Source organism: Robinsoniella peoriensis (assembly GCF_000797495.1).
GTDB lineage: Bacteria > Bacillota > Clostridia > Lachnospirales > Lachnospiraceae > Robinsoniella > Robinsoniella peoriensis.
On record NZ_JTGN01000001.1, the window covers coordinates 821,353 to 840,590 of the forward strand.

The following is a 19,238-nucleotide window of genomic DNA, read 5'->3' on the forward strand; positions in this document are numbered from 1 at the left end:
ACGGTTCTTTTTTAATTCCACAAATTACTCTCAGCTACATTTCGTCATGTGTCTGGGGGAGCAGTTTCCGGTAAGCCACGTCAACGCCAAAGGCTCCAAGGGGCGCCGTTATCAAAATAGCAAGCACTGCAACAGTCAAAACAATTTTACCGCATCCCAGTCCCAATGCCAGAGGTACGCCTCCAATCGCTGCCTGCACAGTTGCTTTCGGCATGTAGGCAATCATACAGAACAGCCGTTCTTTACCGGACAATTTCGTTTTCAGCATACACAGAAATACCCCTGCCATTCGAAATAACAATACGCCAAAAATCAGTAAAACTGCCGATGCGCCTGCTGCCAGTGCATAGCTCACATCCACGCTTGCCCCAACCAGCACAAACAGCAGAATCTCCGCCGCCACCCATAATTTTGAGTATTTCACCGACAATCTTTCCGCTACAACACGGCGCTTCTTTTGAAGTGCAATTCCCATACTCATAACAGCCAGCAAACCTGAGAACGGTATTACTCCCTTTAGCACATTTTCCAGTGCCACCATTAAAAAAGAAATGCTGAGCAGCACTACTACTTTTCCCGAATCCCTGATATGCAGTCTGGCAAACAGGACTGCCAGTATCATTCCGGTACCAACACCGGCAATCATCCCGGTAAGTATTGACACCGGAACCTGTGCAAAACTGGCAGCCGAGATACTTTCCCCCTGTGCAAGCCCGGTAAACGCGGTAAACAAGACGATAACAAATACATCATCCACAGAAGCTCCAGCCATAATAAGCTGCGGTATTCTGTTCTCTCTGCCGTAACCTTTCTCCATGAGCATCAGCATTTTCGGAACAATTACGGCCGGAGACACAGCTGCCACAACGGCCCCCATAATAGCTGCATCCAGCACAGAAATTCCCAAAAGCCCCGGTGCAAGCAGAATCATTCCCGCAATCTCGCAGCACGCCGGAACAAAACACATCAGGATCGCAGGACGCCCCACTTTCTTCAGATCATTGATATCTAAAGATAACCCCGCCCTTGTCAGAATAATAATCAGGGCAATTTGTCTTAGATCTGCGGATATACTCAAAATAGAGGGATCTAACAGATTAAGTACATACGGACCTAACACAATTCCGGTAATCAGCATGCCGAGCAAACCCGGCAGCCTTAGTTTTTTAAGAATAGAACTAAGCAGCATTCCCAATAGAAAAATAAAAGCTAAACTTGTCAACATAATATTCTCTCCTGTATTTTTATTTTTTTATTACTATTTTGAAACTTTAAACGATGTTTCCTCTGCGCCGGATAAATAATTTTGCCGGCTTTTTTCTCATTGCACCTCTGCCATTCAGGTTTCTGCACATAAAAAAGCTGACACTTCTGTCCTAAAACAGAAGTCATCAGCTAATAGCAGTTTAGGTATTGTTGTACCTGGGGAGAACCTCATTCCCGTTTATTTTCTATTGTGAATATTAGAGCCTGTTTCTCTATGATTCACCAACTCATCCAGCATTTTAGGAAGCAGCTCATCCATGCTGTCATCACTGAACTGGCAGGTTCCAACCGCTTTATGTCCACCGCCTCCGTATTTCAACATCAGGCTTCCTACATCGATATCGGAAGTACGGTTCAGAATGCTGTAGCCAACTGCAGCTGAGCACCCTTTACCGCCTTTTCCATTAACAATCCAGGCTGAGATATTCTGTTGCGGATACATGCTGTAAATTAGGAAACGATTTCCCGTATATATAGGATCCACACCTCTCAGATCTGATATAATTACATCCTTTTCCACTCTGGTATGCGCCTCTATCATTTCTTTGAATTTAGCCGTCTGTTCAAAATAAACTTCAATTCTCTCTTTTACATCTGACAGACTTAAAATTTCCTCTGTATCCATGGTTCGGCAGGCATCGATCAGCTTTTCCATTAATTGATAATTGGAAATAGTAAAATTTCTCCAACGGCCTAAACCGGTCCTTGGATCCATCAGAAAACCAATTAGTATCCAGCCTTTGGGATTCTGGATTTCATCAATTGTCAAATTACCTGAATCCACCTTATCTACCGCTTCCATCATCTCATTAAAATGGGAAAACCTTTCATTCCCTCCATAGTAATCATAAATTATTCTTGCACAAGATGGGGCTATACGGCTTTCCCCTTTATATTTGCCTTCCAGCTCGTTTCTCTCAAATTCACTGGAATGATGGTCAAACCACAACCCACACCCCTCTACATAAGGTACATTGGCAAGGCAGTCATCCTCTCTGATTTCCACCAGACCATCCTGAAGATCTTTGGGATGTGCAAACTTCCAATGATCAATAATTCCTGCTTCTTTAAGCAGCGCACCACAAACCAAACCATCAAAGTCGGAACGTGTTACCAGTCTCATACTATTCAGCTCCTTCATCTGTATACGTGTATAGATAGTCGTATACTCTTTAGATTTTATATCTCCTATCATAGCATGTAATTTACAAAATGGATAGATATAACCTTTATTTTGAGATTAAATTTTATAACAACTATTATTTCGAAACCCTATAGCAGACCTTTCAGCTGTTGATCAGAAATCTGTTTCATAAACAGGATCCCTGCCAATAAGGCTACACCTTCTGCAACCGGGAAAGATACCCAGATCAGAACCGGGGCATTTGCAAATTTTGTGAACAGCCATGCCAGCGGTAACGCAACTACTATTAACCGCAGCAGCGAAAGAATCAAAGATCTAATGCCACAGCCCAATGCCTGAAAAATCCCCTGATATGCAATATTTGCACCTGCAAACAAATACCCAAGGGTCACGATGCGAACTGCGATCACACATAGTTTTTGTGTTTCCGGTGCCACTGAAAATACACCGGATAACGGATTTGCAAAGATCTGAAGCCCCAGCAATCCCACAACCATGATCAGCAGCGTATATAACATGCCATATTTAATTCCTTCATCCACTCTTTTCCGGTCCCGTTTTCCATAATTAAATGATATAATTGGTATTAATGCGTTGTTCATTCCAAAAGCAGCAAAAAATACAAATTGCTGGATTTTATAATAGACACCATATGCCGTAACTGCCGCACTGGAAACTGCTCCAAAGATAATATTTACACCATATGTCATAAATGACATCAGGGCCTGCATTATAATTGCCGGTAAGCCCACCTTATAAATTTCGTTGATAATTGCACCCTTGGGTTTTATATATCTGGGACTCGGATCAATATCTTTGTTAAATACATAATGGAAAATAGCATCCATCAGGAAGGATACCGTCTGGCCGATTATGGTTGCATATGCGGCTCCGCTAATTCCCATTTCAGGGCATCCCCAATATCCAAAAATCATAATCGGATCTAAAACAATATTCACCAGTGCCCCTGCTACCTGAGCCACGGTAGTCAGCGTCGTCCTTCCTGTCGCCTGAAGCAGTTTTTCATAAATAGTGTACATTATGATTCCAAAGGACCAGATAGTACAAATGCTAAGATAGGATTGCCCCATTTCCAGTATAATCGGGTCTGTCGTCTGGGAATGAAGATAGGCATTTACACCAAATAAACCAAAGATCAAAAAAACAAGAAAGGTACAGAGACCTAAAAATATTGCATTTCCCGCAATCCGGCTGGCCTTTTTACGATTCCCCTCTCCAAGGCTCTTTGCCAGCAGCGCATTGATTCCCACGCCGGTGCCTACACCAATTGCAACCATAAGCATCTGAACGGGGAATGCCAGGGTAAGTGCATTAACCGCATATTCCCCCATGCCGGTAATTTCAGCCGTATCCTTCATATTCGATACGAAATAGCTGTCCACTACATTATACAATGCCTGCAGAACCATGGATATAATCATGGGAACTCCCATTTTAATCATCAGTCCATTTACCGGCTCCGTACCCATTTTGTTCATTGTTACTTTTTCCTCCATTATTATCCTCCATTATTTTTATTTGGAGACTTTTCAGGAAAGCTGCCACAACCTGCTGTTCCGCAGAATTTATTCCGGATTTCATTCTGCAATATAAATCAACGACAAAAAAGCGCAAACCCAAATCTGGATTTACGCTTCTGCCACTCGATTATTATTATTTTATCATTGCGCCTGTCAAAAAGTCAAGATGATTATTTCCAAATGCCTCAGATAAAACGGTTTTATTTTTTTATTTATTACCTTGTTTATTTTCCACATGCGAAATATAATAAACAGCAAAAGCAGCCTGTTCGAAAATTCATACAAAGGCATTACAATCATGTATCAATCAGATGTAATCTGATGAATTCCGAAAAATTACAGGGAGGACAGTATAAAATGAATAGCAAAATACTAATAATTGATGACGATAAAGATCTGTGTCTGTTACTGAAAAAAAACTTAACCGCCGAAGGTAACCAGGTAACGCTCCGCCATGATGGAGAAAGCGGACTGGCCGAAGCAATACATTTGGAATACCAGTTGATAGTACTGGATGTTATGCTTCCCCAAAAAAGCGGCTTTGAAGTTTTGACTGAAATCAGAAAAACAAGCCATGTACCTATCCTGATGCTGACTGCCAAAGACAGCGAGATAGACAAAGTATCCGGACTGCGTATGGGTGCGGATGACTACATCACAAAACCGTTCAGCAATAATGAATTTATTGCCCGTGTTGAATCACTTTTACGAAGGTACACCTTATTTAATTCTTCCATGGAACTGGCAGATCCCGTATTGGATATTGGCAGTCTCCATATTGATCCGGCTGCACATGAAGTGCGCCAAAACAACACTGTCATTGACCTGACCGCTAAAGAATTTGATCTTTTGTATTTCTTCGCCTGCAACAGGGGCAAGGTATTTACTAAAAAACAGATTTACCGCGCAGTTTGGGATGATGAATATGCTTTTGACGATAATAATATTATGGTACACATCCGCAGATTACGTAAAAAAATAGAACCCTGCCCTGAAAAGCCGACTTATATTTTAACAATCTGGGGTGTGGGATATAAGTTTGGCGGTGATTCGTTATGACAGGATTTGTGATTTTCCTTTTGCTTCTCTTATGCTTTAAACAGTTTCTTTATATTAGCCGTCTTAGGAAACAGACGGAAGACTGGCTTTCCATTCTTCAAGCTGTTTCCCAGGGCAAACAAGAAAAGATTTTTACCAAAGGTTCCGGAATCATGTCTGATATCGGCTATGAGTTAAATGAGATTATAGAAACAAATAAAAAGAGAATTACCTATCTGAATAAAGTAGATGAAGCAAAAAAACAGATCTTAACCAGTCTCTCCCATGATGTAAGGACCCCTCTTGCATCATTGCTTGGCTATCTGGAAGCTCTGGAAAATGGGATGGAGAATAAAACAGAACAACAGGAATATATTACTGTGGCATATCGAAAGGCGAATGATTTGAAATCCTATGTTGATATGCTTTTTGAATGGTTTAAACTCAATTCAAAAGAGCAGCAATTCCATTTTGACACTGTAGACATCAATGAACTGACGCGGGAAATAATTATAGAATGGCTTCCTGGTTTGGAAAAAGAAAACATAGAGGTCAGGGCCCAGATCAGTGATGATGATTTACTGATATCTACTGACAGTATGGCATATAAACGTATAATCAATAATCTTATTCAAAATGCAATCCACCATGGGCATTGTACCTGCATTTCAATAATTGTTGAGCCCCGTATCGAAAAAGTGCTTATTACAGTTATAAATGACGGCAGCCATATTCCTCCTGAGCAATTACCCTACATTTTTGACCGTTTATATAAGGGTGACCATGCCCGTTCAGGCAAAGGAAGCGGACTGGGGCTTGCCATTACAAAGGAACTGGCAGAAGCTTTACATGGTGAAATAAATGTAACCAGTTCACAGACCCTGGGAACATGCTTTCAAGTCACTCTGCCGGCGCTAACGGAAATCCCGTAATGAAGTAAGAAAAAAGTAAGATCTGATAAAGGCCCCTGTCAGCTTTGGATGGTAAAATAAACTTCAGAAAGGAGTCAAACAAATGAACAACTATATGATACAAACAATCGGGCTGACAAAACAATTTGGTAATCAACTTCTCGTGGATAATGTAAATCTGCATGTACCCCAGGGCAAAATTTATGGTTTACTTGGCAGAAACGGCGCCGGAAAAACTACAACCATGCGAATGCTTTTGAATCTGGTACAGCCAACATCCGGAGAAATCCTGCTGTTTGGCAATGATTATAAAAAAAATCCCAGCAAAACTTACCGCAACATCGGAAATATTATCGAAACTCCCGGATTCTATGATAATTTAACCGCCCGGGAAAATCTACATCTGCTGGCCCGCCTGCGGGGAAGGCACCGCAAAGACACCGCAGAGCATGCCCTTAAATTAGTTGGACTTGAAAAAGAAATCAACAAACCATTTTCCAACTATTCATTAGGAATGAAACAAAGACTGGGCATTGCTGCCGCAATCATGCACGACCCCTGCCTGCTCATCCTGGACGAACCGGTGAATGGACTGGATCCAATCGGAATACATGAGATTCGGAATTTTCTGCTGGAACTGAGCAAAAAAGGAACCACTATATTTCTTTCCAGCCATGTTCTAAGTGAAATTGAACAGTTAGCTGATATTATTGGTGTTATGCATGAGGGACACTTACTGGAAGAGGTCTCCATGGAAGAACTGCACAAGCGAAACCGCCAATATGTGGAATTTATTGTTTCTGATGTAAATACTGCTTCTCTGTTACTGGAACGGCATCATGCTGTTAATGACTATTCCGTATGCGATAATCATACGATCCGGATTTTTGAATGTATTAACAGACGGGGAGAAATAAACCGGTCGTTTGTGGAAAATGGCTTACTTGTAACAAAAGTCAACATTAGTGAAGAAAAACTAGAGGATTATTTTTCAAATTTGATTGGAGGTGGCGGAATTGGTTGATCTGATTTACTGTGAAATATTAAAGCTTAAACGTTCCAAAATGCTTTTGATCAGTATTCTGGGAGCCCTAGCAGCACCGGGCATGCTGCTGCTGGAATGTCTGCAGACACATTTCGAACACCCTGAAAAAATGTTTACTCTGGCGGATATCTATGACAGTCTGCTGCTCTATACTATTATTCTAATGAATCTGTTGGTCTATATAATTATAGCCTCCTACCTGTTCAGCCGGGAATATACAGAGAAGACTTTGAAAAATATATTACCAATACCGGTTTCAAAAACATCATTTTTAACCAGTAAGTTCTGCATTTTATTTATCTGGATGATAGTTTTGTCCTTTTTCTCCTGGGGTTCTGCTTTTCTCTTGGCGCTCCTGTATCATTCCGTGTTTGGTATTGCAGAATTTCAATTTCATATTGCCCTGATTTATCTGGGAAAAATGATGTCCAGTACAATACTGATGTTTTTAACTATAACACCTTTTACATTCCTTGCCGAGAAAACAAAAAGCCTGGTTGTCCCGTTGATCATATCAGCTGCCGTCATTATGGGAAACGCTGCTTTGTCAAATCAGGATCTTGGTGCATTATATCCCTGGACAGCCATCCTATTTCTTATGCAGGGAAGTCTGGCTGCTACCGGTTACCCCGTTTGGGTTTCTGTGGGCATCATCACCCTGGTGTCAATTCTGGGATTTACTGCCACCTACATCTATTTCCAGAAGGAGGATATTAAATAATGACACTGGATTTTATAGAAATACTAAAAATCATTTTTCTCGGTATTATAGAAGGCATCACGGAATGGCTTCCCATCAGCAGTACCGGACATATGCTCCTGGTAGATGAATTTATCTCTCTGAACATGAGTGAATCTTTTAAAGAAATGTTTTTCGTAGTCATACAGCTAGGTGCTATTTTAGCTGTTGTAATGGTTTTCTGGAAAAAAATGTTTCCGTTTCAGTTTAAAAATAAAAAGCAGCCAATTATTATTAAAGATACTTTTTCCATGTGGTTTAAAGTTGTAGTAGCATGTATTCCAGGTGCAGTGGTAACCATTCTGTTTGATGATTATATCGATGCACACCTGCACACTCCCATAGTGATTGCAGCCGCTTTAATCTTCTACGGAATTACATTTATCTTAGTGGAAAACTGGAATAAAAAAAGATTGCCTAAGGTTGTTCACCTGTCGGATATTACTTATCAAACAGCCTTACTCATCGGATTATTCCAGGTATTATCCATAATTCCCGGCACATCCCGCTCCGGTGCTACCATTGTTGGTGCATTACTGATCGGAGTATCCAGAATCGCAGCAGCAGAATTTACATTTTTCCTTGCAGTACCTGTTATGTTTGGTTTAAGTGCACTTAAGATGTTAAAATATGGTTTTCATTTTGGGGGAAATGAAATATTGGCTTTAATAGTTGGAATGGTTGTGGCATTTTTCGTATCGCTGGCAGTTATTAAATTTTTGATGAGCTATATTAAAAAACATGATTTTAAGGTGTTTGGATGGTATCGGATAGGTTTAGGAATTGTTGTACTCGCAAGTTTGATTTAGCTGGATCTAAAAAAGGCATCATACCAAAACTTTGATATGATGCCTTCCTTTTGTTATTGTTTCTTATATGTATCTCTTTATAGCATATACACTATCAAAATACATGCCAGATACAATAATTCCGCTTGTCGGATTACTTGCATGTACCACCTGGCCTCCGCCAATGCAAAGTGCTACATGATAAATATAACCACTTTCATCAACATAGAATACCAGATCGCCTGCCTGTTCATTACCCGGGGATACTGACGTACCGCCGGCAGCCTGATCTTCAGCCACACGTGCAAGAGAAATACCAAAGTTTGCCATTACAGATTGTACAAATCCTGAACAATCCGCACCATTTGTCAAACTAGTTCCACCCCAAACATATGGGTTTCCTACAAACTGGAGTGCATAGTTCGCAATATTGCTTCCAAGTCCAGAATTAGATGAATCTGAAGAAGAGTTGCCTGGTGCTTCTGTTTCCGGAGTGTTTGTCACCGGAGTTTCTGTCTCCGGCGCTTCCGTTTCAGCAGTTTCCGGTACTTCTGTTTCCGGAGCTTCTGTTTCTGGAGCATTTGTCTCTGGCGCTTCTGTTTCCGGTACAGTTGTTTCCGGTACAGTTGTCTCTGGTGCATTTGTCTCTGTTGTTTCCGTCTCTAATGCTTCTGTCGCAGCTGTTTCTGTAGTTTCTGTTGTCGGGATATTTGTTTCAGCTGTTTCAGGAGTTTCTGTTGCGGGTGCGTTTGTTTCTGGTGATTCAGTCTCTGGAACATTTGTCTCAGGTTTCACAACTTCCGTCTGTGTCACAGGATTCTTCTCCTGCTCTTTTTTGGCTGCTTCTTCTGCTGCCAGCCTTGCATCTTCCTGAGCCTTCTGATATGCCTGCCATTCACCATCCAGTCTGGCCTGCTCCTCTTCCAGTGATTCTGCCTCATCAAATCTAACTTCACAGGTAACATACTGCTTAGCAACATAGCCTTCGCGTCCGTCACTCATTTGTACTTTTACCCAATCCCCAGCATCTGAGATAACGGAGTATGCTTCAGATTCCATAGCTGTATCAACAACTTCAGCATCTTCACTAGCCTCCAAACGTACATTTAATACCTCTGCATTAATTACTGCCACTTCCCAGCCAAATTCTCTGGCCAGTTCTGCTGCTTTTTCACCGCTTACAACGAGATCTTTCTTCACATAGCCTTTTACAGAACCTGACTCAATCAGATACCAGTCGCCTTCTTCTTTTACAATTACTCCTGCTCTGTGATTATAGAGTTTTCCCAGAATTTCCCCATCCTCTGCATTTGCAGATTTACGGATGTTCACATACTGTTCTTCCGGTTTCACGCCTTCTTTTTTTTCTAAATCAGCGATAACCATCTTATCATAGGGAATTGCTTTTTTCGCTTCTGTTGTGTCTGTCTGTACATTTTCTACGTGTACAGCTACTCCTACAAGAGCCATCCCGGTATTCGCAGCCATTGATACAAGACTCATTCCACCAAATGCCATTACACTGATGGCAAGAAGGCCTGCAATTTTCAGCATACGTCTTTTCATAATAATCGCATACCTCTCTTTCGTTACAATTTTTTTCATAGTTATTACGTTTCTATTACATCCCGCAACATTATTTTAACATTTTTGCCTTAATCTGTCAATCTGTCAATTACATTTCACAGTTTCTTCGTCCAGGCAGCAGTTATCTGTAAAATCCCAGGAGACTAATAACTAATCTTTATCGTCGGTTCTTCTTAAAAACTCAACAAAAGCAAAAATTATTGAAATTACGGTAAGAACGGATACAATTAGTTCAGACACATTGTTTGCATAGTCCGTTTGTTCCGGAATGACGGCGCCCAAAATCAAAAAATAGGTACACCAAACCAGACCTAAGGCAAGTAAAAGAAATGTAAAATATTTCAATACAAAAGCCGCTCTATTTATAAATTTTCTGGCTGCTCTGCTTTGCGCTTCTGTATATGTCCTTTTTGTAGTCAGTTTGATTCCTCCAAACAAAAAGCCAATCACGATGCCTAATGACAATGCTACACAAATATTATAAAATGACTCCATTTCTATTCTTCTTTCTCAAAAATCAAATCTATTTTTCTAAAACAGCCATTTGCACTGATCTCCGTTGGTATCATACCTGCATACCTATAACCCAGCTTCGCATATTTCTCGATAATTTCACGGTGTTCTGATATGGATGCCATAACCATATCTTTCATTTTGTATTCTACATTGACATATTCATACTTTTTCATTTGACTATTCTCCTTTATAATTAAATTTAAGATAATCATAAATACATATTTGATCCTAAGAGTTGTGGATACATTTCCAGTAACCGGAAGGATGAAAACCACAAATATACATTTATTGCTATTATTGTAAGTCATAATATGCGGTTTGTAAAGTTGTCATTATCAAATCTTGATGACACCTAAATGACACCTAAAATGATAATTCGTAAGAAAATCTTCAGAAATACTCAGGTTTATATCAACCTTTTTTTAATAATCATGTTGTAAAATATAGTAAAAAAGAAAGCGGGCATTTATAATGGAAAATCAATTGAGTATTATGGAAGCAATAATGGATTTGCTATGTTTAAGACCCTTGTATCTGTTGGGATTGGGGGTAACCGGGTTATTATTGTACTTGATATTTCGAAGAAACAAACAGTTGCCAAAAATAAAGATTACAATTGGTTCTGTTCTATTGTATTATTATCTGTGTATCGTTTTAAATAATATAGTTGGCATTCCAACAATAAGCGAATTCAATAGGCTGACAAATCTGGGGGAAACATTTTTTCATCCTAATATTAGCTGGATACCGTTCGTAAATGGTATCGGCTTAGAATTCATACTGAATATATTTTGTATTATACCATTAGGATTTCTGTGCCCAGTCATAAGTAAGACATATAACCAAATAAAAAATGCAGCACTGCTTGGTTTTGGTTTATCACTTGCCATCGAAATAAGCCAGTTATTTACATTATACAGAGCCACAGATATCAATGACCTGATTGCAAATGTACTTGGAACAATCGTTGGCTTATTGTGTTTTAGACTTGTTGTTAAACCAGGGAAGATGAAATCCGCTTCCAAACATTGTGCTTCTGTACAAAATGAATGGTTTCTGCCCATTTTCATAATGCTATGGGCTTTTGTAATTGTTTTTATTAGTTAATGATATTTACTATGGCTTCTGTTCCAGCCATTTGTGTGATGCGTTTTCATGACTATTTTATGGAAGAACACTACAAGATTCACGGGAGGTACTTCTATGTACGAAAGGATGTTAAACAAACAAGAAATACCCACAATAGCAGAAATGACAGAATATTGTGGTAAGAATGCAATATTATTTGCCAATCTCAATGAGTGGCTGTCTAAAACATATGACACCGTGCAGAAAGTTACTTTCCCATATGGCAATAATTATGGGTGGGGTATATCTCACAAAAAGAAACAAAAACTCTTATGCAATATTTTTGCTGAACATAATGCTTTTACAGTTATGATAAGATTATCGAACGGACAGTTCCAAACAATATATGCCAATGTGCAAAAATACACCCAGGATTATATTGATCATAAATATCCTTGTGGTGACGGTGGGTGGATACATTACCGCGTCACATGTAAAGAACACTTTGACGATATACAAAAAATATTATCGGCTAAATGTTCATGAAAATATCTGTGTGAATTTCAGTAATCACCACTACAAGTCTGCAGCGCCAAATATTGTGAGTGCCAAGCTTGTGGGATTGCAGCAGCAATTCACTGTCCTCAGCCAGATTAAAGTAGTTTTCTCATCCATATATGAGGGCATCCCTCATCATCATCTACGCCCCCATATTGGGAAAATCCCAGTTTTTGATAAAAAGAGCTTACTCTGCATTGTGCATGAAGGTCCACTCTATGCCCCCCTTTTTCAAAGACATATTTTTCTGCTTCATTTATTACATACCCCCCGATATTCTTTCCTCTGTATTCTTTAAGAACCGCCAGGCGTCCGATACAATAGGAATCTATTTGAGTATCCCTAAATACCCGGCAGGTTGCAATTGGCAGTTCCTTTTCATTGTATATTACAATATGCGCAGCCTCATCATCTATTTCATCAAATTCATTTTTAAAGCCCTGTTCTTCCATAAAAACTGCTTTCCGTATTACTTTTGCATCTTTCGGTAAACTTTCCATATAAATTTTTGTAATCATTATGCCCGGCTTCCTTTCATATTATAATCAGTTATCTTTTCTTCCACAATATGCGCAGCAGATAAAGCAGCAGCAGAACTCCCCAGGAACCAGCTTCTGCATATGCAATAATCATATTACCACATAGTCCGACAAAGCCATATGAAAATATAATACGTGATATCAATGCAATACCACCTGCAATACTTGAAAACAGTACATCTCCAATTCCTTCTATATAACCCCGAATCGACATTGCAATGCCGTAAACCGCATAAAAACCAGCAATGCTCCGAAAGAACTGCTTTCCAATCTCCGTTGCCTCCTGACTTACTCCAAACATAGCAATTAAGTATCCACCTGTTTCCACCACCAGCCACGTCAGCATTAGCGATACGCATAACATCAGCGCAGTCCCAACAAATACAATCTTTGGAATTTGTTTTCTTCTTCCAGCTCCAAAATTCTGTGCTACAATGGTAGCTATTCCGGATCCAAGATTAATAATTGGCAAAAGTATCATTGTGTCCACACGATATGCCGTCGTTATTGCTGCAACGGTCTGCGTTCCGAATCCGTTCATGAAATTTTGCAGAATGAGGCCTCCAAGGGAACTTATACAGGATTGGATCATAGGCGGTATGCCAAAATGAAGCCCCTCCCTTATAACAAAACGATTTAATGACCATTCCTTGAGAGAGAAGCACAGACAGGGGTATTTCTTCACGCTGTATAAAATGATAAATATTGTCATAACAGCTTGGGAAACCACCGTTGCGACAGCCGCACCGACAACACCCCAATGAAAAACACCTACAAATACAATATCTAAAATAACATTCACAATTGAAGAACACAAAACAGCCCCAAAGGGCGCACGGCTATTCCCAATCCCCCGAAGCGCTGAGGAATAAACGTTATATACAGCTAGAATCGGCATACCAATCAGGATGATCTGCAGATAATCCTTTGCCATATGAATCGTATCCTGTGTCGTATTCATCAAAAGAAGTAACCGGTACGCTCCTATCATCCCTATTACCGGCACAACCAAAAAAGCAACACCCATTACCACAGAAAATACCGAAAGTATTTTTGATATATGGGCCATTTTCCCACCACCAAATTTCTGGGCAAATAAAATGGAAAGACCAAGTGTAAATCCCGTAATTGCAGTTAGAAAAAAATTAATGACAGTACTGGTTGAACCGATTGCTGCAAGTGCCTCTTCTCCAACTACATTCCCTACTATAAAAGCATCTGCCCAATTATAAAGCTGCTGTAAAATGCCACTTAAAATAAGTGGCAAGCAAAACTTGATTAATGAAAATGCTACATTTTCTGTTTTATTTTTATCTCTGTACATCTTCGATATCTCCTAAAAGCCAAAAAAACGTATGCAAGAATATAGCCTCGCATACGGTAGGTGCTCACCCGATAACAACATGAAGTATATCAAATTATAAAAGCATTTACAAGATAAAAATCAAACTCACTCTGTCAAAATCAATAAAACAAGATTCAATTAATAAAAAAGAGACATACTACATGTACGCCTCTGCGATTCTATATTCCTTATCTTACTTTTATACAAGCTGGTGACTAGTCAGTAATCAATGTCAGAATATCTTCGATAGATTTCCCGCTTTCCTGAATCATATCATAAAGCTGACCCAGTGCTTCTTCTCTTTTCTTCTGTTCCAGTGCTTTTTTCTGATCTAACAAAGCATCCATTTTAGACTGAACTTTTGCAATTTGTTCGTCTATAACCGCGATCTGATCGTCAATTGATTTTCTTTGTCCTCTTGCCATGATTAATTCCTCCAATATAATTTACTTTTAATGTTAATATTGTAAATCATTATTGGCTATTTGTCCAGGTTATATACAAGTGTTTTATAAAAGTTGGTGCTATATTTAACTAATTAAGGAGTTTAAAGTAGCAGCAAGTATCCTTTTTCTTGACATACCAGGATTTTAAATGGCAAAACCATCTTTTTGTTTTCTTTTTACCATACGAAGAATAAATACAATTACAACAATTTTTATCCATAATCCTCCATTCTCCAAGCTACCTTCTATATATGTGATTTGTCTTAACAATTGGCCATGATATTTCTTACATTGATTTATTTGATATAATTATCAAACAATGTAGACTTTATTTTACAGCCATAAAAAGGAAAAATATGTGTATTTTTTCCACAATTCCTATTATATACCATACGTCAAATAAAGTCTACATTTTTTGACTTATGTATAAAATATCTATTATTCCAGTAGTCTTTAAAGTATGAATTAACAATCAATAAAGCAAATTTGATAATTTTTCCCTTATAGATTTAAATAATAAAAAAGAGCCGTTTTGAACTGCCCCCAATAAGTTAGAACTAAAAACCAACTTATTGGGGGCACCTCATTTTTGACTCTTTTACATCCGGATTCATATGGATATCTTGAGATTCCAGGGATTATACATTTTGTTACACCATTATCTTCCTATTTATATATGGGACGATTTTTACTTTCAGTCTTCGGCACGCTTTATGGTACATTTTTAAGGCTTCCCTCTCCGATAGTTCTTCCCCAGACCAGTTTAATTCCATGTTGGGAAAGAACATACGGATTAATTCGAACAGAAGTCTTGCATTCTCATTTTCAAAAGGAATATTATTTATGGTAGTCATAAATTATCATCTCCATTTCTTTCATAAATATGTAGCTCAAAGAGTTAACATGCAATTATATTGTAGACTGGAATATACCGCTTGTTGTTTATTTCTGGAATTTGAAGACCTTTTGCATGATAATACATAGCGAGTGCCTGCTCTTCTGAGAGTGGCTGCCCCTTAAGATCCAGTGATGGATAATGGCTTTCTATTTCCTGAAACAGCAGCTCTGCACTCTCATTTTCAAATTTTATATCTTTGTGTTTCATTTTTTTGCTCATGTGAATCGTCCTTTTACCAAACATATGTTTGTGTTTTATATTTATTATAACCACTAATAATTTTATTGTCAAGTTGTGATTGTATCTATTAGATGTCATGTACAGCGCCAGGGGTGTTTTAATCGATATGGATGATGAGTGGATTATGCTGGAAAGAGAAGAAAAATCAAAAAAGTCAGTAAAAGTGCTGAGAATTGAAAAAGTCGGAGGAATAAAAGAAATTATACATACGGATTGTTAGTTAAATATATTTCATTTGGAGAGCAGATTGATGACTGCTCTCCTGTTTACTTATTTTTACAGTTGCTGATCCTCATCGGAAGGAACATATCTGCAGATATCTGACACATCGCATTTTAAAATTCTGCATAAGTCATTCAATTTTTGTGTGGTGATACCTTTATTGTGTTTTAGCTTATTTAAGGTACTAAAAGAAATTTTGTGCTTATTTGTTAAAGTATAGTATGTTTCGTCAGATTTTCTCAATGTCTCCCAAAATGGTTTAAAATCGATCATGCTAATTCCTACCTTTCAATTAATAATAGACTTAGCATAAATTATATTCTTATTCTTGAATATATTCTTATTTGAGAATATAATATATTACATAGTATAAGGGAGGTACTGAGCATATGATTGAATATCTGCAAGCCTATAGGAATCACATTAAACATGGTACAAGCAGAGTTTCTTTTTTGGTGGAACTTTACCATTGGAAGTTAGTTGATAACGATTATGATTTTTTGTGGGAAATTATGCCGCCTGATATTTCTGATAAAGAATTATTCGAATTCTGCAGAAAAGTACCAGGTTTTTTAAAAGATTATAATTAAAAATGAAGAGTAGTTTATATACTCTTCCATTTTGCACCAGAGCGTGATTTTAATTTGCTTTCTGGCAGCTGTGCGTCACACTTTGTGGCCGATTTGACCCGGATGGAAGGCGCGCAGCGGGCTACGTAACCTGAATTCGGGGCAAATATGACTAAAAATATATAGAATCAAAAAATAGAAGAACCGCCGAAAATTAACAGCAATCCTCCTACTACATTTTCATTTCTTTAAAAACATACGCGCTCTTACTGCAGTGTCTGTCTACAACTGATTTATTCCTGATTTTCCGTCATAGATTCCACATTATTTAACATTTCATAACATTTAGAACATGCAAAATTATTTTCAACGCACATATCCATATCGCAGTTGGTTGTTTCTTTAATATAAGATACCCCCCACTCCATGATGTTTATCATCACGGGGATGAAGCTCTTGCCGATTTCAGTGATGGAATATTCAACTTTCGGCGGAACCTCTTTGAAAACCTCTCTATGTATCAGCTTATCTCTTTCTAATTCCCGCAATTGCTGGGTAAGGACACCTCGTGACACATCGGGTATGAGTCTCTGCAGTTCGCCAAAACGCCTGGTTTTCTGAGCTACGATCCATAAAATAGTTAATTTCCATTTTCCCATTAGTACATTTTGTGTTACCGATATGGGACAAAATATATTTGCATCAATTTTATCATTCATGTAAATCCGCTCCTTTATCCAATAGTCACATTTTTATGACTATGTAATAAAAATATGCGTACTTGAAAAGCATATCCTATTAATGTAACATTATATAGCAACGATGACTGACGGTCAATCGAAAAAAAGGAGGTAACATTCATGAAAGAAGTATTTGATTTTTTAAAAAAATGTGGAACCTATTATATCGCAACGATAGACGGAGATAAACCAAGAGTCCGCCCATTTGGAACTGTGGATATCTTCGAAAACAAAATGTATATCCAAACCGGAAAAACTAAAAATGTGTCAAAACAGATTCATTCTAATCCGCAAATCGAAATCTGTGGAATGGCAGATGGTAAATGGATCCGCGTGGAAGCTGCTGCTATTGAAGACGACAACGTTGAAGCAAGGAAACACATGCTTGACGCTTATCCTGAATTGCAGAAAATGTATTCAGCTTATGATGGCAATACCGAAGTTTTTTATCTAAAAGATGCTATTGCGACTATCTCCTCATTTACAGAAGCTCCCGTGACTATTAAGTTTTAATTCACAGATTGGCACCGTACCGGCAGCAGATCTAGACAAGCCACCACACATTTTTATACATAGTTTCGCATTTTCACGCCCCCTTATATTATTTTTGACGTTCTCGGAAATCCGCTTTGTAATCAACAATATTAAGGGGGCGGTCATGGGATAAAATGCAATCCAGACCTTAATAGAAATCAGTGCTGTTATTTCCTGAGCAAAGCTTTTACTTCTTTTGATGATAAACAATATTGCTTTGCAACTGTCTTGATATCCTGAATCTCTTTATACGTTTTGCTGATAGCCTCACTACTAATTTCAGCAGCTTCCGGCTCATTCATGTATTCTTTCATTTGTTCTTTCATTTGTTCTCCTTTTGATATCGGCAATCACTCTGTTTTTTCCACTCCGCTTTCCCTGATATAATAAGTTATCTGCCTGATCGATCCAGTCGTTCAACGGTAAGTTATTAGTTCCTTTTGTCACACCAAATGTTATTGTGACCGGAATAGAACTATCATTATATTGAAACTGGTAATTACTTATCCAGCGGCAAAAAAATTCCAGTTGTTTTTTGGGATCACTGTATTCTGCTTCTGAAAAAACCAGTACAAATTCCTCCCCACCCCACCGGCAAAGAAATACATTCGGATCAAATTGGGAACGCATCTGCTCAGCCATTTCTTTTAAGATAAAATCGCCGCATATATGTCCGTAGGTATCGTTAACTCTTTTGAAATTATCAATATCACCTATTGCCAGATAACTGTTATCGCCAGGACAGATATTGAAGCAGTCTTTTAAATAACGACGGCTGTATAATCCGGTAAGCTGGTCATAATCTGCCAGTTCACGCAGATTCCTATTTTCATTAATCAGCTCTTTTTTATTTACTAATGCACTTATTTTTGAAACGTATGCTGTGTAGAGTATCATAATAAACATACTGATGCTGTTGCAGCTAAAGTAAAGATATAAAGATGTCTTTTCTGAATAAACCATTGGGTTATGTCTTATAAAATAAAAGTACAATATAAACATTGTCGCTATATGCATGAATGAAAATATATAAGGTGTATATGAGGAACGAAACGGGCAGAAGTAGACCATACTCGCCATTGCTATTAAAAACATGTAAAAGCCCGCATCCCATCCAAACAGCAGTGTTTGTGTGATAACAAAAATACATGCTTCCAAATGGATCAGAACCACGGTAAGTGCATATTTATGTTTACTGACAATCATCACTAATATCGTATAAAATAACACACTCAAAATATTATAGGCAAATGCAGGAACAATTTGAAAATAAATGTATATAAATGCATATACCATATGTAAGATGATACCCAGAAATGCGATGTTGCGATATACATTATGAATATAATCGATATCGTTCTGATTCTGTGATTTCAGCATTTTGTATCCTCCTGCTCTCTGGAACATTTTTATATTTTTGTATCATAGTACTCCATCCGAACAGTAGTGTGTTTCGCCCGTTCTGTGTGATATGTGTGTAATAAGATTAATTTTATTTTGCAAA

Annotated in this window: 26 protein-coding genes and 1 riboswitch; of the genes, 10 read left to right on the forward strand and 16 right to left on the reverse strand. The window is 38.3% G+C overall.

Annotation, left to right across the window (positions count from 1 at the left end):
* Positions 1-34 precede the first annotated feature (34 nt).
* The 3 genes from QR40_RS03385 to QR40_RS03395 form a co-directional block, all read right to left on the reverse strand.
* On the reverse strand, positions 35-1,225 hold the full coding sequence (locus QR40_RS03385) for a cation:proton antiporter (RefSeq protein ID WP_044293278.1): 1,191 nt from the start codon (positions 1,223-1,225) through the stop codon (positions 35-37).
* A 150-nt stretch (positions 1,226-1,375) separates the two neighbouring features.
* A riboswitch (Fluoride riboswitch) is annotated at positions 1,376-1,451 on the reverse strand.
* Complete coding sequence (locus QR40_RS03390) at positions 1,445-2,389, reverse strand: DHH family phosphoesterase (RefSeq protein WP_027291992.1); 945 nt, start codon at positions 2,387-2,389, stop codon at positions 1,445-1,447. Its footprint overlaps the riboswitch before it by 7 nt.
* A gap of 149 nt (positions 2,390-2,538) precedes the next feature.
* Positions 2,539-3,927 carry an MATE family efflux transporter gene (locus QR40_RS03395; protein WP_081998768.1) on the reverse strand — a complete coding sequence of 463 codons (1,389 nt, stop codon included), beginning with the start codon at positions 3,925-3,927 and terminating at the stop codon, positions 2,539-2,541.
* A 381-nt stretch (positions 3,928-4,308) separates the two neighbouring features.
* Here QR40_RS03395 and QR40_RS03400 point away from each other — a divergent pair, with 381 nt between their 5' ends.
* From QR40_RS03400 to QR40_RS03420, 5 genes are all read left to right on the forward strand, one after another.
* Positions 4,309-5,010: a response regulator transcription factor gene (locus tag QR40_RS03400; RefSeq protein WP_044293526.1), complete on the forward strand. Its 702-nt coding sequence runs from the start codon at positions 4,309-4,311 to the stop codon at positions 5,008-5,010.
* The gene (locus QR40_RS03405) at positions 5,007-5,921 is read left to right on the forward strand and encodes a sensor histidine kinase (protein WP_044293279.1); all 915 of its coding nucleotides are present in this window, start codon (positions 5,007-5,009) and stop codon (positions 5,919-5,921) included. The genes QR40_RS03400 and QR40_RS03405 overlap by 4 nt, the downstream gene beginning before the upstream one ends.
* A gap of 82 nt (positions 5,922-6,003) precedes the next feature.
* On the forward strand, positions 6,004-6,924 hold the full coding sequence (locus QR40_RS03410; RefSeq protein ID WP_044293281.1) for an ABC transporter ATP-binding protein: 921 nt from the start codon (positions 6,004-6,006) through the stop codon (positions 6,922-6,924).
* Positions 6,917-7,666 carry an ABC transporter permease gene (locus tag QR40_RS03415; RefSeq protein ID WP_044293282.1) on the forward strand — a complete coding sequence of 250 codons (750 nt, stop codon included), beginning with the start codon at positions 6,917-6,919 and terminating at the stop codon, positions 7,664-7,666. Before QR40_RS03410 ends, QR40_RS03415 begins: the two co-directional genes overlap by 8 nt.
* Positions 7,666-8,493, forward strand: a complete 828-nt coding sequence (locus QR40_RS03420; RefSeq protein ID WP_044293284.1) for an undecaprenyl-diphosphate phosphatase — start codon at positions 7,666-7,668, stop codon at positions 8,491-8,493. Before QR40_RS03415 ends, QR40_RS03420 begins: the two co-directional genes overlap by 1 nt.
* Positions 8,494-8,556: 63 nt before the next feature.
* On the opposite strand, the gene QR40_RS03425 is transcribed toward QR40_RS03420, so the two are convergent.
* From QR40_RS03425 to QR40_RS03435, 3 genes are all read right to left on the reverse strand, one after another.
* Positions 8,557-10,077, reverse strand: a complete 1,521-nt coding sequence (locus tag QR40_RS03425; RefSeq protein WP_052430670.1) for a C40 family peptidase — start codon at positions 10,075-10,077, stop codon at positions 8,557-8,559.
* Positions 10,078-10,209: 132 nt separating this feature from the next.
* Positions 10,210-10,554 (reverse strand): hypothetical protein, encoded by a 345-nt coding sequence (locus tag QR40_RS03430; protein ID WP_044293286.1) that lies wholly within the window; start codon positions 10,552-10,554, stop codon positions 10,210-10,212.
* A 2-nt stretch (positions 10,555-10,556) separates the two neighbouring features.
* Positions 10,557-10,748, reverse strand: a complete 192-nt coding sequence (locus QR40_RS03435) for a DUF4177 domain-containing protein (protein WP_044293288.1) — start codon at positions 10,746-10,748, stop codon at positions 10,557-10,559.
* A 298-nt stretch (positions 10,749-11,046) separates the two neighbouring features.
* Between QR40_RS03435 and QR40_RS03440 the strand changes: the two genes are divergently transcribed.
* Entirely contained in the window at positions 11,047-11,682 is a 636-nt protein-coding gene (locus tag QR40_RS03440; RefSeq protein WP_044293291.1) for a VanZ family protein, read from the forward strand.
* 96 nt (positions 11,683-11,778) lie between these two features.
* Complete coding sequence (locus QR40_RS03445) at positions 11,779-12,189, forward strand: DUF3788 domain-containing protein (protein ID WP_027291998.1); 411 nt, start codon at positions 11,779-11,781, stop codon at positions 12,187-12,189.
* Positions 12,190-12,296: 107 nt separating this feature from the next.
* Here the strand turns inward: QR40_RS03445 and QR40_RS03450 are convergent, their stop codons facing one another.
* The 5 genes from QR40_RS03450 to QR40_RS03470 form a co-directional block, all read right to left on the reverse strand.
* Positions 12,297-12,719: a GNAT family N-acetyltransferase gene (locus QR40_RS03450; RefSeq protein ID WP_044293293.1), complete on the reverse strand. Its 423-nt coding sequence runs from the start codon at positions 12,717-12,719 to the stop codon at positions 12,297-12,299.
* 31 nt (positions 12,720-12,750) lie between these two features.
* The gene (locus QR40_RS03455; RefSeq protein ID WP_044293294.1) at positions 12,751-14,064 is read right to left on the reverse strand and encodes an MATE family efflux transporter; all 1,314 of its coding nucleotides are present in this window, start codon (positions 14,062-14,064) and stop codon (positions 12,751-12,753) included.
* 236 nt (positions 14,065-14,300) lie between these two features.
* Complete coding sequence (locus QR40_RS03460; RefSeq protein ID WP_027292001.1) at positions 14,301-14,510, reverse strand: hypothetical protein; 210 nt, start codon at positions 14,508-14,510, stop codon at positions 14,301-14,303.
* 671 nt (positions 14,511-15,181) lie between these two features.
* Positions 15,182-15,385 carry a hypothetical protein gene (locus QR40_RS03465; protein ID WP_027292002.1) on the reverse strand — a complete coding sequence of 68 codons (204 nt, stop codon included), beginning with the start codon at positions 15,383-15,385 and terminating at the stop codon, positions 15,182-15,184.
* Between the two features lie 44 nt (positions 15,386-15,429).
* Positions 15,430-15,648, reverse strand: coding sequence for a hypothetical protein (locus QR40_RS03470; RefSeq protein WP_027292003.1), 219 nt, complete (start codon positions 15,646-15,648; stop codon positions 15,430-15,432).
* A 97-nt stretch (positions 15,649-15,745) separates the two neighbouring features.
* Here QR40_RS03470 and QR40_RS31670 point away from each other — a divergent pair, with 97 nt between their 5' ends.
* Complete coding sequence (locus QR40_RS31670; protein ID WP_160295766.1) at positions 15,746-15,889, forward strand: hypothetical protein; 144 nt, start codon at positions 15,746-15,748, stop codon at positions 15,887-15,889.
* Positions 15,890-15,945: 56 nt separating this feature from the next.
* Here QR40_RS31670 and QR40_RS32980 read toward each other — a convergent pair whose 3' ends face one another.
* Positions 15,946-16,164, reverse strand: a complete 219-nt coding sequence (locus tag QR40_RS32980; protein ID WP_047833040.1) for a helix-turn-helix domain-containing protein — start codon at positions 16,162-16,164, stop codon at positions 15,946-15,948.
* Between the two features lie 116 nt (positions 16,165-16,280).
* Here QR40_RS32980 and QR40_RS03475 point away from each other — a divergent pair, with 116 nt between their 5' ends.
* A complete protein-coding gene (locus QR40_RS03475; protein WP_027292004.1) occupies positions 16,281-16,481 on the forward strand; it encodes a hypothetical protein in 201 nt (66 codons plus the stop codon).
* A 14-nt stretch (positions 16,482-16,495) separates the two neighbouring features.
* Here the strand turns inward: QR40_RS03475 and QR40_RS32985 are convergent, their stop codons facing one another.
* Both QR40_RS32985 and QR40_RS03480 read right to left on the reverse strand, forming a co-directional pair.
* Entirely contained in the window at positions 16,496-16,642 is a 147-nt protein-coding gene (locus tag QR40_RS32985; protein ID WP_334291767.1) for a DUF6783 domain-containing protein, read from the reverse strand.
* 111 nt (positions 16,643-16,753) lie between these two features.
* Entirely contained in the window at positions 16,754-17,179 is a 426-nt protein-coding gene (locus QR40_RS03480; RefSeq protein ID WP_044293296.1) for a winged helix-turn-helix transcriptional regulator, read from the reverse strand.
* Positions 17,180-17,320: 141 nt separating this feature from the next.
* Between QR40_RS03480 and QR40_RS03485 the strand changes: the two genes are divergently transcribed.
* Positions 17,321-17,713 carry a pyridoxamine 5'-phosphate oxidase family protein gene (locus QR40_RS03485; RefSeq protein WP_027292005.1) on the forward strand — a complete coding sequence of 131 codons (393 nt, stop codon included), beginning with the start codon at positions 17,321-17,323 and terminating at the stop codon, positions 17,711-17,713.
* A gap of 188 nt (positions 17,714-17,901) precedes the next feature.
* Here QR40_RS03485 and QR40_RS31675 read toward each other — a convergent pair whose 3' ends face one another.
* Positions 17,902-18,060, reverse strand: coding sequence for a hypothetical protein (locus tag QR40_RS31675; protein WP_160295767.1), 159 nt, complete (start codon positions 18,058-18,060; stop codon positions 17,902-17,904).
* Complete coding sequence (locus QR40_RS32195; protein WP_044293297.1) at positions 18,029-19,114, reverse strand: GGDEF domain-containing protein; 1,086 nt, start codon at positions 19,112-19,114, stop codon at positions 18,029-18,031. Before QR40_RS32195 ends, QR40_RS31675 begins: the two co-directional genes overlap by 32 nt.
* Positions 19,115-19,238 lie beyond the last annotated feature (124 nt).

Coding starts and splice junctions, on each gene's coding strand:
- QR40_RS03385 (WP_044293278.1), bottom strand. CDS start 1,225: ATGTTGACAAGTTTAGCTTTTATTTTTCTATTGGGAATGCTGCTTAGT.
- QR40_RS03390 (WP_027291992.1), bottom strand. CDS start 2,389: ATGAGACTGGTAACACGTTCCGACTTTGATGGTTTGGTTTGTGGTGCG.
- QR40_RS03395 (WP_081998768.1), bottom strand. CDS start 3,927: ATGGAGGAAAAAGTAACAATGAACAAAATGGGTACGGAGCCGGTAAAT.
- QR40_RS03400 (WP_044293526.1), top strand. CDS start 4,309: ATGAATAGCAAAATACTAATAATTGATGACGATAAAGATCTGTGTCTG.
- QR40_RS03405 (WP_044293279.1), top strand. CDS start 5,007: ATGACAGGATTTGTGATTTTCCTTTTGCTTCTCTTATGCTTTAAACAG.
- QR40_RS03410 (WP_044293281.1), top strand. CDS start 6,004: ATGAACAACTATATGATACAAACAATCGGGCTGACAAAACAATTTGGT.
- QR40_RS03420 (WP_044293284.1), top strand. CDS start 7,666: ATGACACTGGATTTTATAGAAATACTAAAAATCATTTTTCTCGGTATT.
- QR40_RS03425 (WP_052430670.1), bottom strand. CDS start 10,077: ATGAAAAAAATTGTAACGAAAGAGAGGTATGCGATTATTATGAAAAGA.
- QR40_RS03430 (WP_044293286.1), bottom strand. CDS start 10,554: ATGGAGTCATTTTATAATATTTGTGTAGCATTGTCATTAGGCATCGTG.
- QR40_RS03435 (WP_044293288.1), bottom strand. CDS start 10,748: ATGAAAAAGTATGAATATGTCAATGTAGAATACAAAATGAAAGATATG.
- QR40_RS03440 (WP_044293291.1), top strand. CDS start 11,047: ATGGAAAATCAATTGAGTATTATGGAAGCAATAATGGATTTGCTATGT.
- QR40_RS03445 (WP_027291998.1), top strand. CDS start 11,779: ATGTACGAAAGGATGTTAAACAAACAAGAAATACCCACAATAGCAGAA.
- QR40_RS03450 (WP_044293293.1), bottom strand. CDS start 12,719: ATGATTACAAAAATTTATATGGAAAGTTTACCGAAAGATGCAAAAGTA.
- QR40_RS03455 (WP_044293294.1), bottom strand. CDS start 14,064: ATGTACAGAGATAAAAATAAAACAGAAAATGTAGCATTTTCATTAATC.
- QR40_RS03460 (WP_027292001.1), bottom strand. CDS start 14,510: ATGGCAAGAGGACAAAGAAAATCAATTGACGATCAGATCGCGGTTATA.
- QR40_RS03465 (WP_027292002.1), bottom strand. CDS start 15,385: ATGACTACCATAAATAATATTCCTTTTGAAAATGAGAATGCAAGACTT.
- QR40_RS03470 (WP_027292003.1), bottom strand. CDS start 15,648: ATGAGCAAAAAAATGAAACACAAAGATATAAAATTTGAAAATGAGAGT.
- QR40_RS31670 (WP_160295766.1), top strand. CDS start 15,746: ATGTACAGCGCCAGGGGTGTTTTAATCGATATGGATGATGAGTGGATT.
- QR40_RS32980 (WP_047833040.1), bottom strand. CDS start 16,164: ATGATCGATTTTAAACCATTTTGGGAGACATTGAGAAAATCTGACGAA.
- QR40_RS03475 (WP_027292004.1), top strand. CDS start 16,281: ATGATTGAATATCTGCAAGCCTATAGGAATCACATTAAACATGGTACA.
- QR40_RS03480 (WP_044293296.1), bottom strand. CDS start 17,179: ATGAATGATAAAATTGATGCAAATATATTTTGTCCCATATCGGTAACA.
- QR40_RS03485 (WP_027292005.1), top strand. CDS start 17,321: ATGAAAGAAGTATTTGATTTTTTAAAAAAATGTGGAACCTATTATATC.
- QR40_RS31675 (WP_160295767.1), bottom strand. CDS start 18,060: ATGAAAGAACAAATGAAAGAATACATGAATGAGCCGGAAGCTGCTGAA.
- QR40_RS32195 (WP_044293297.1), bottom strand. CDS start 19,114: ATGCTGAAATCACAGAATCAGAACGATATCGATTATATTCATAATGTA.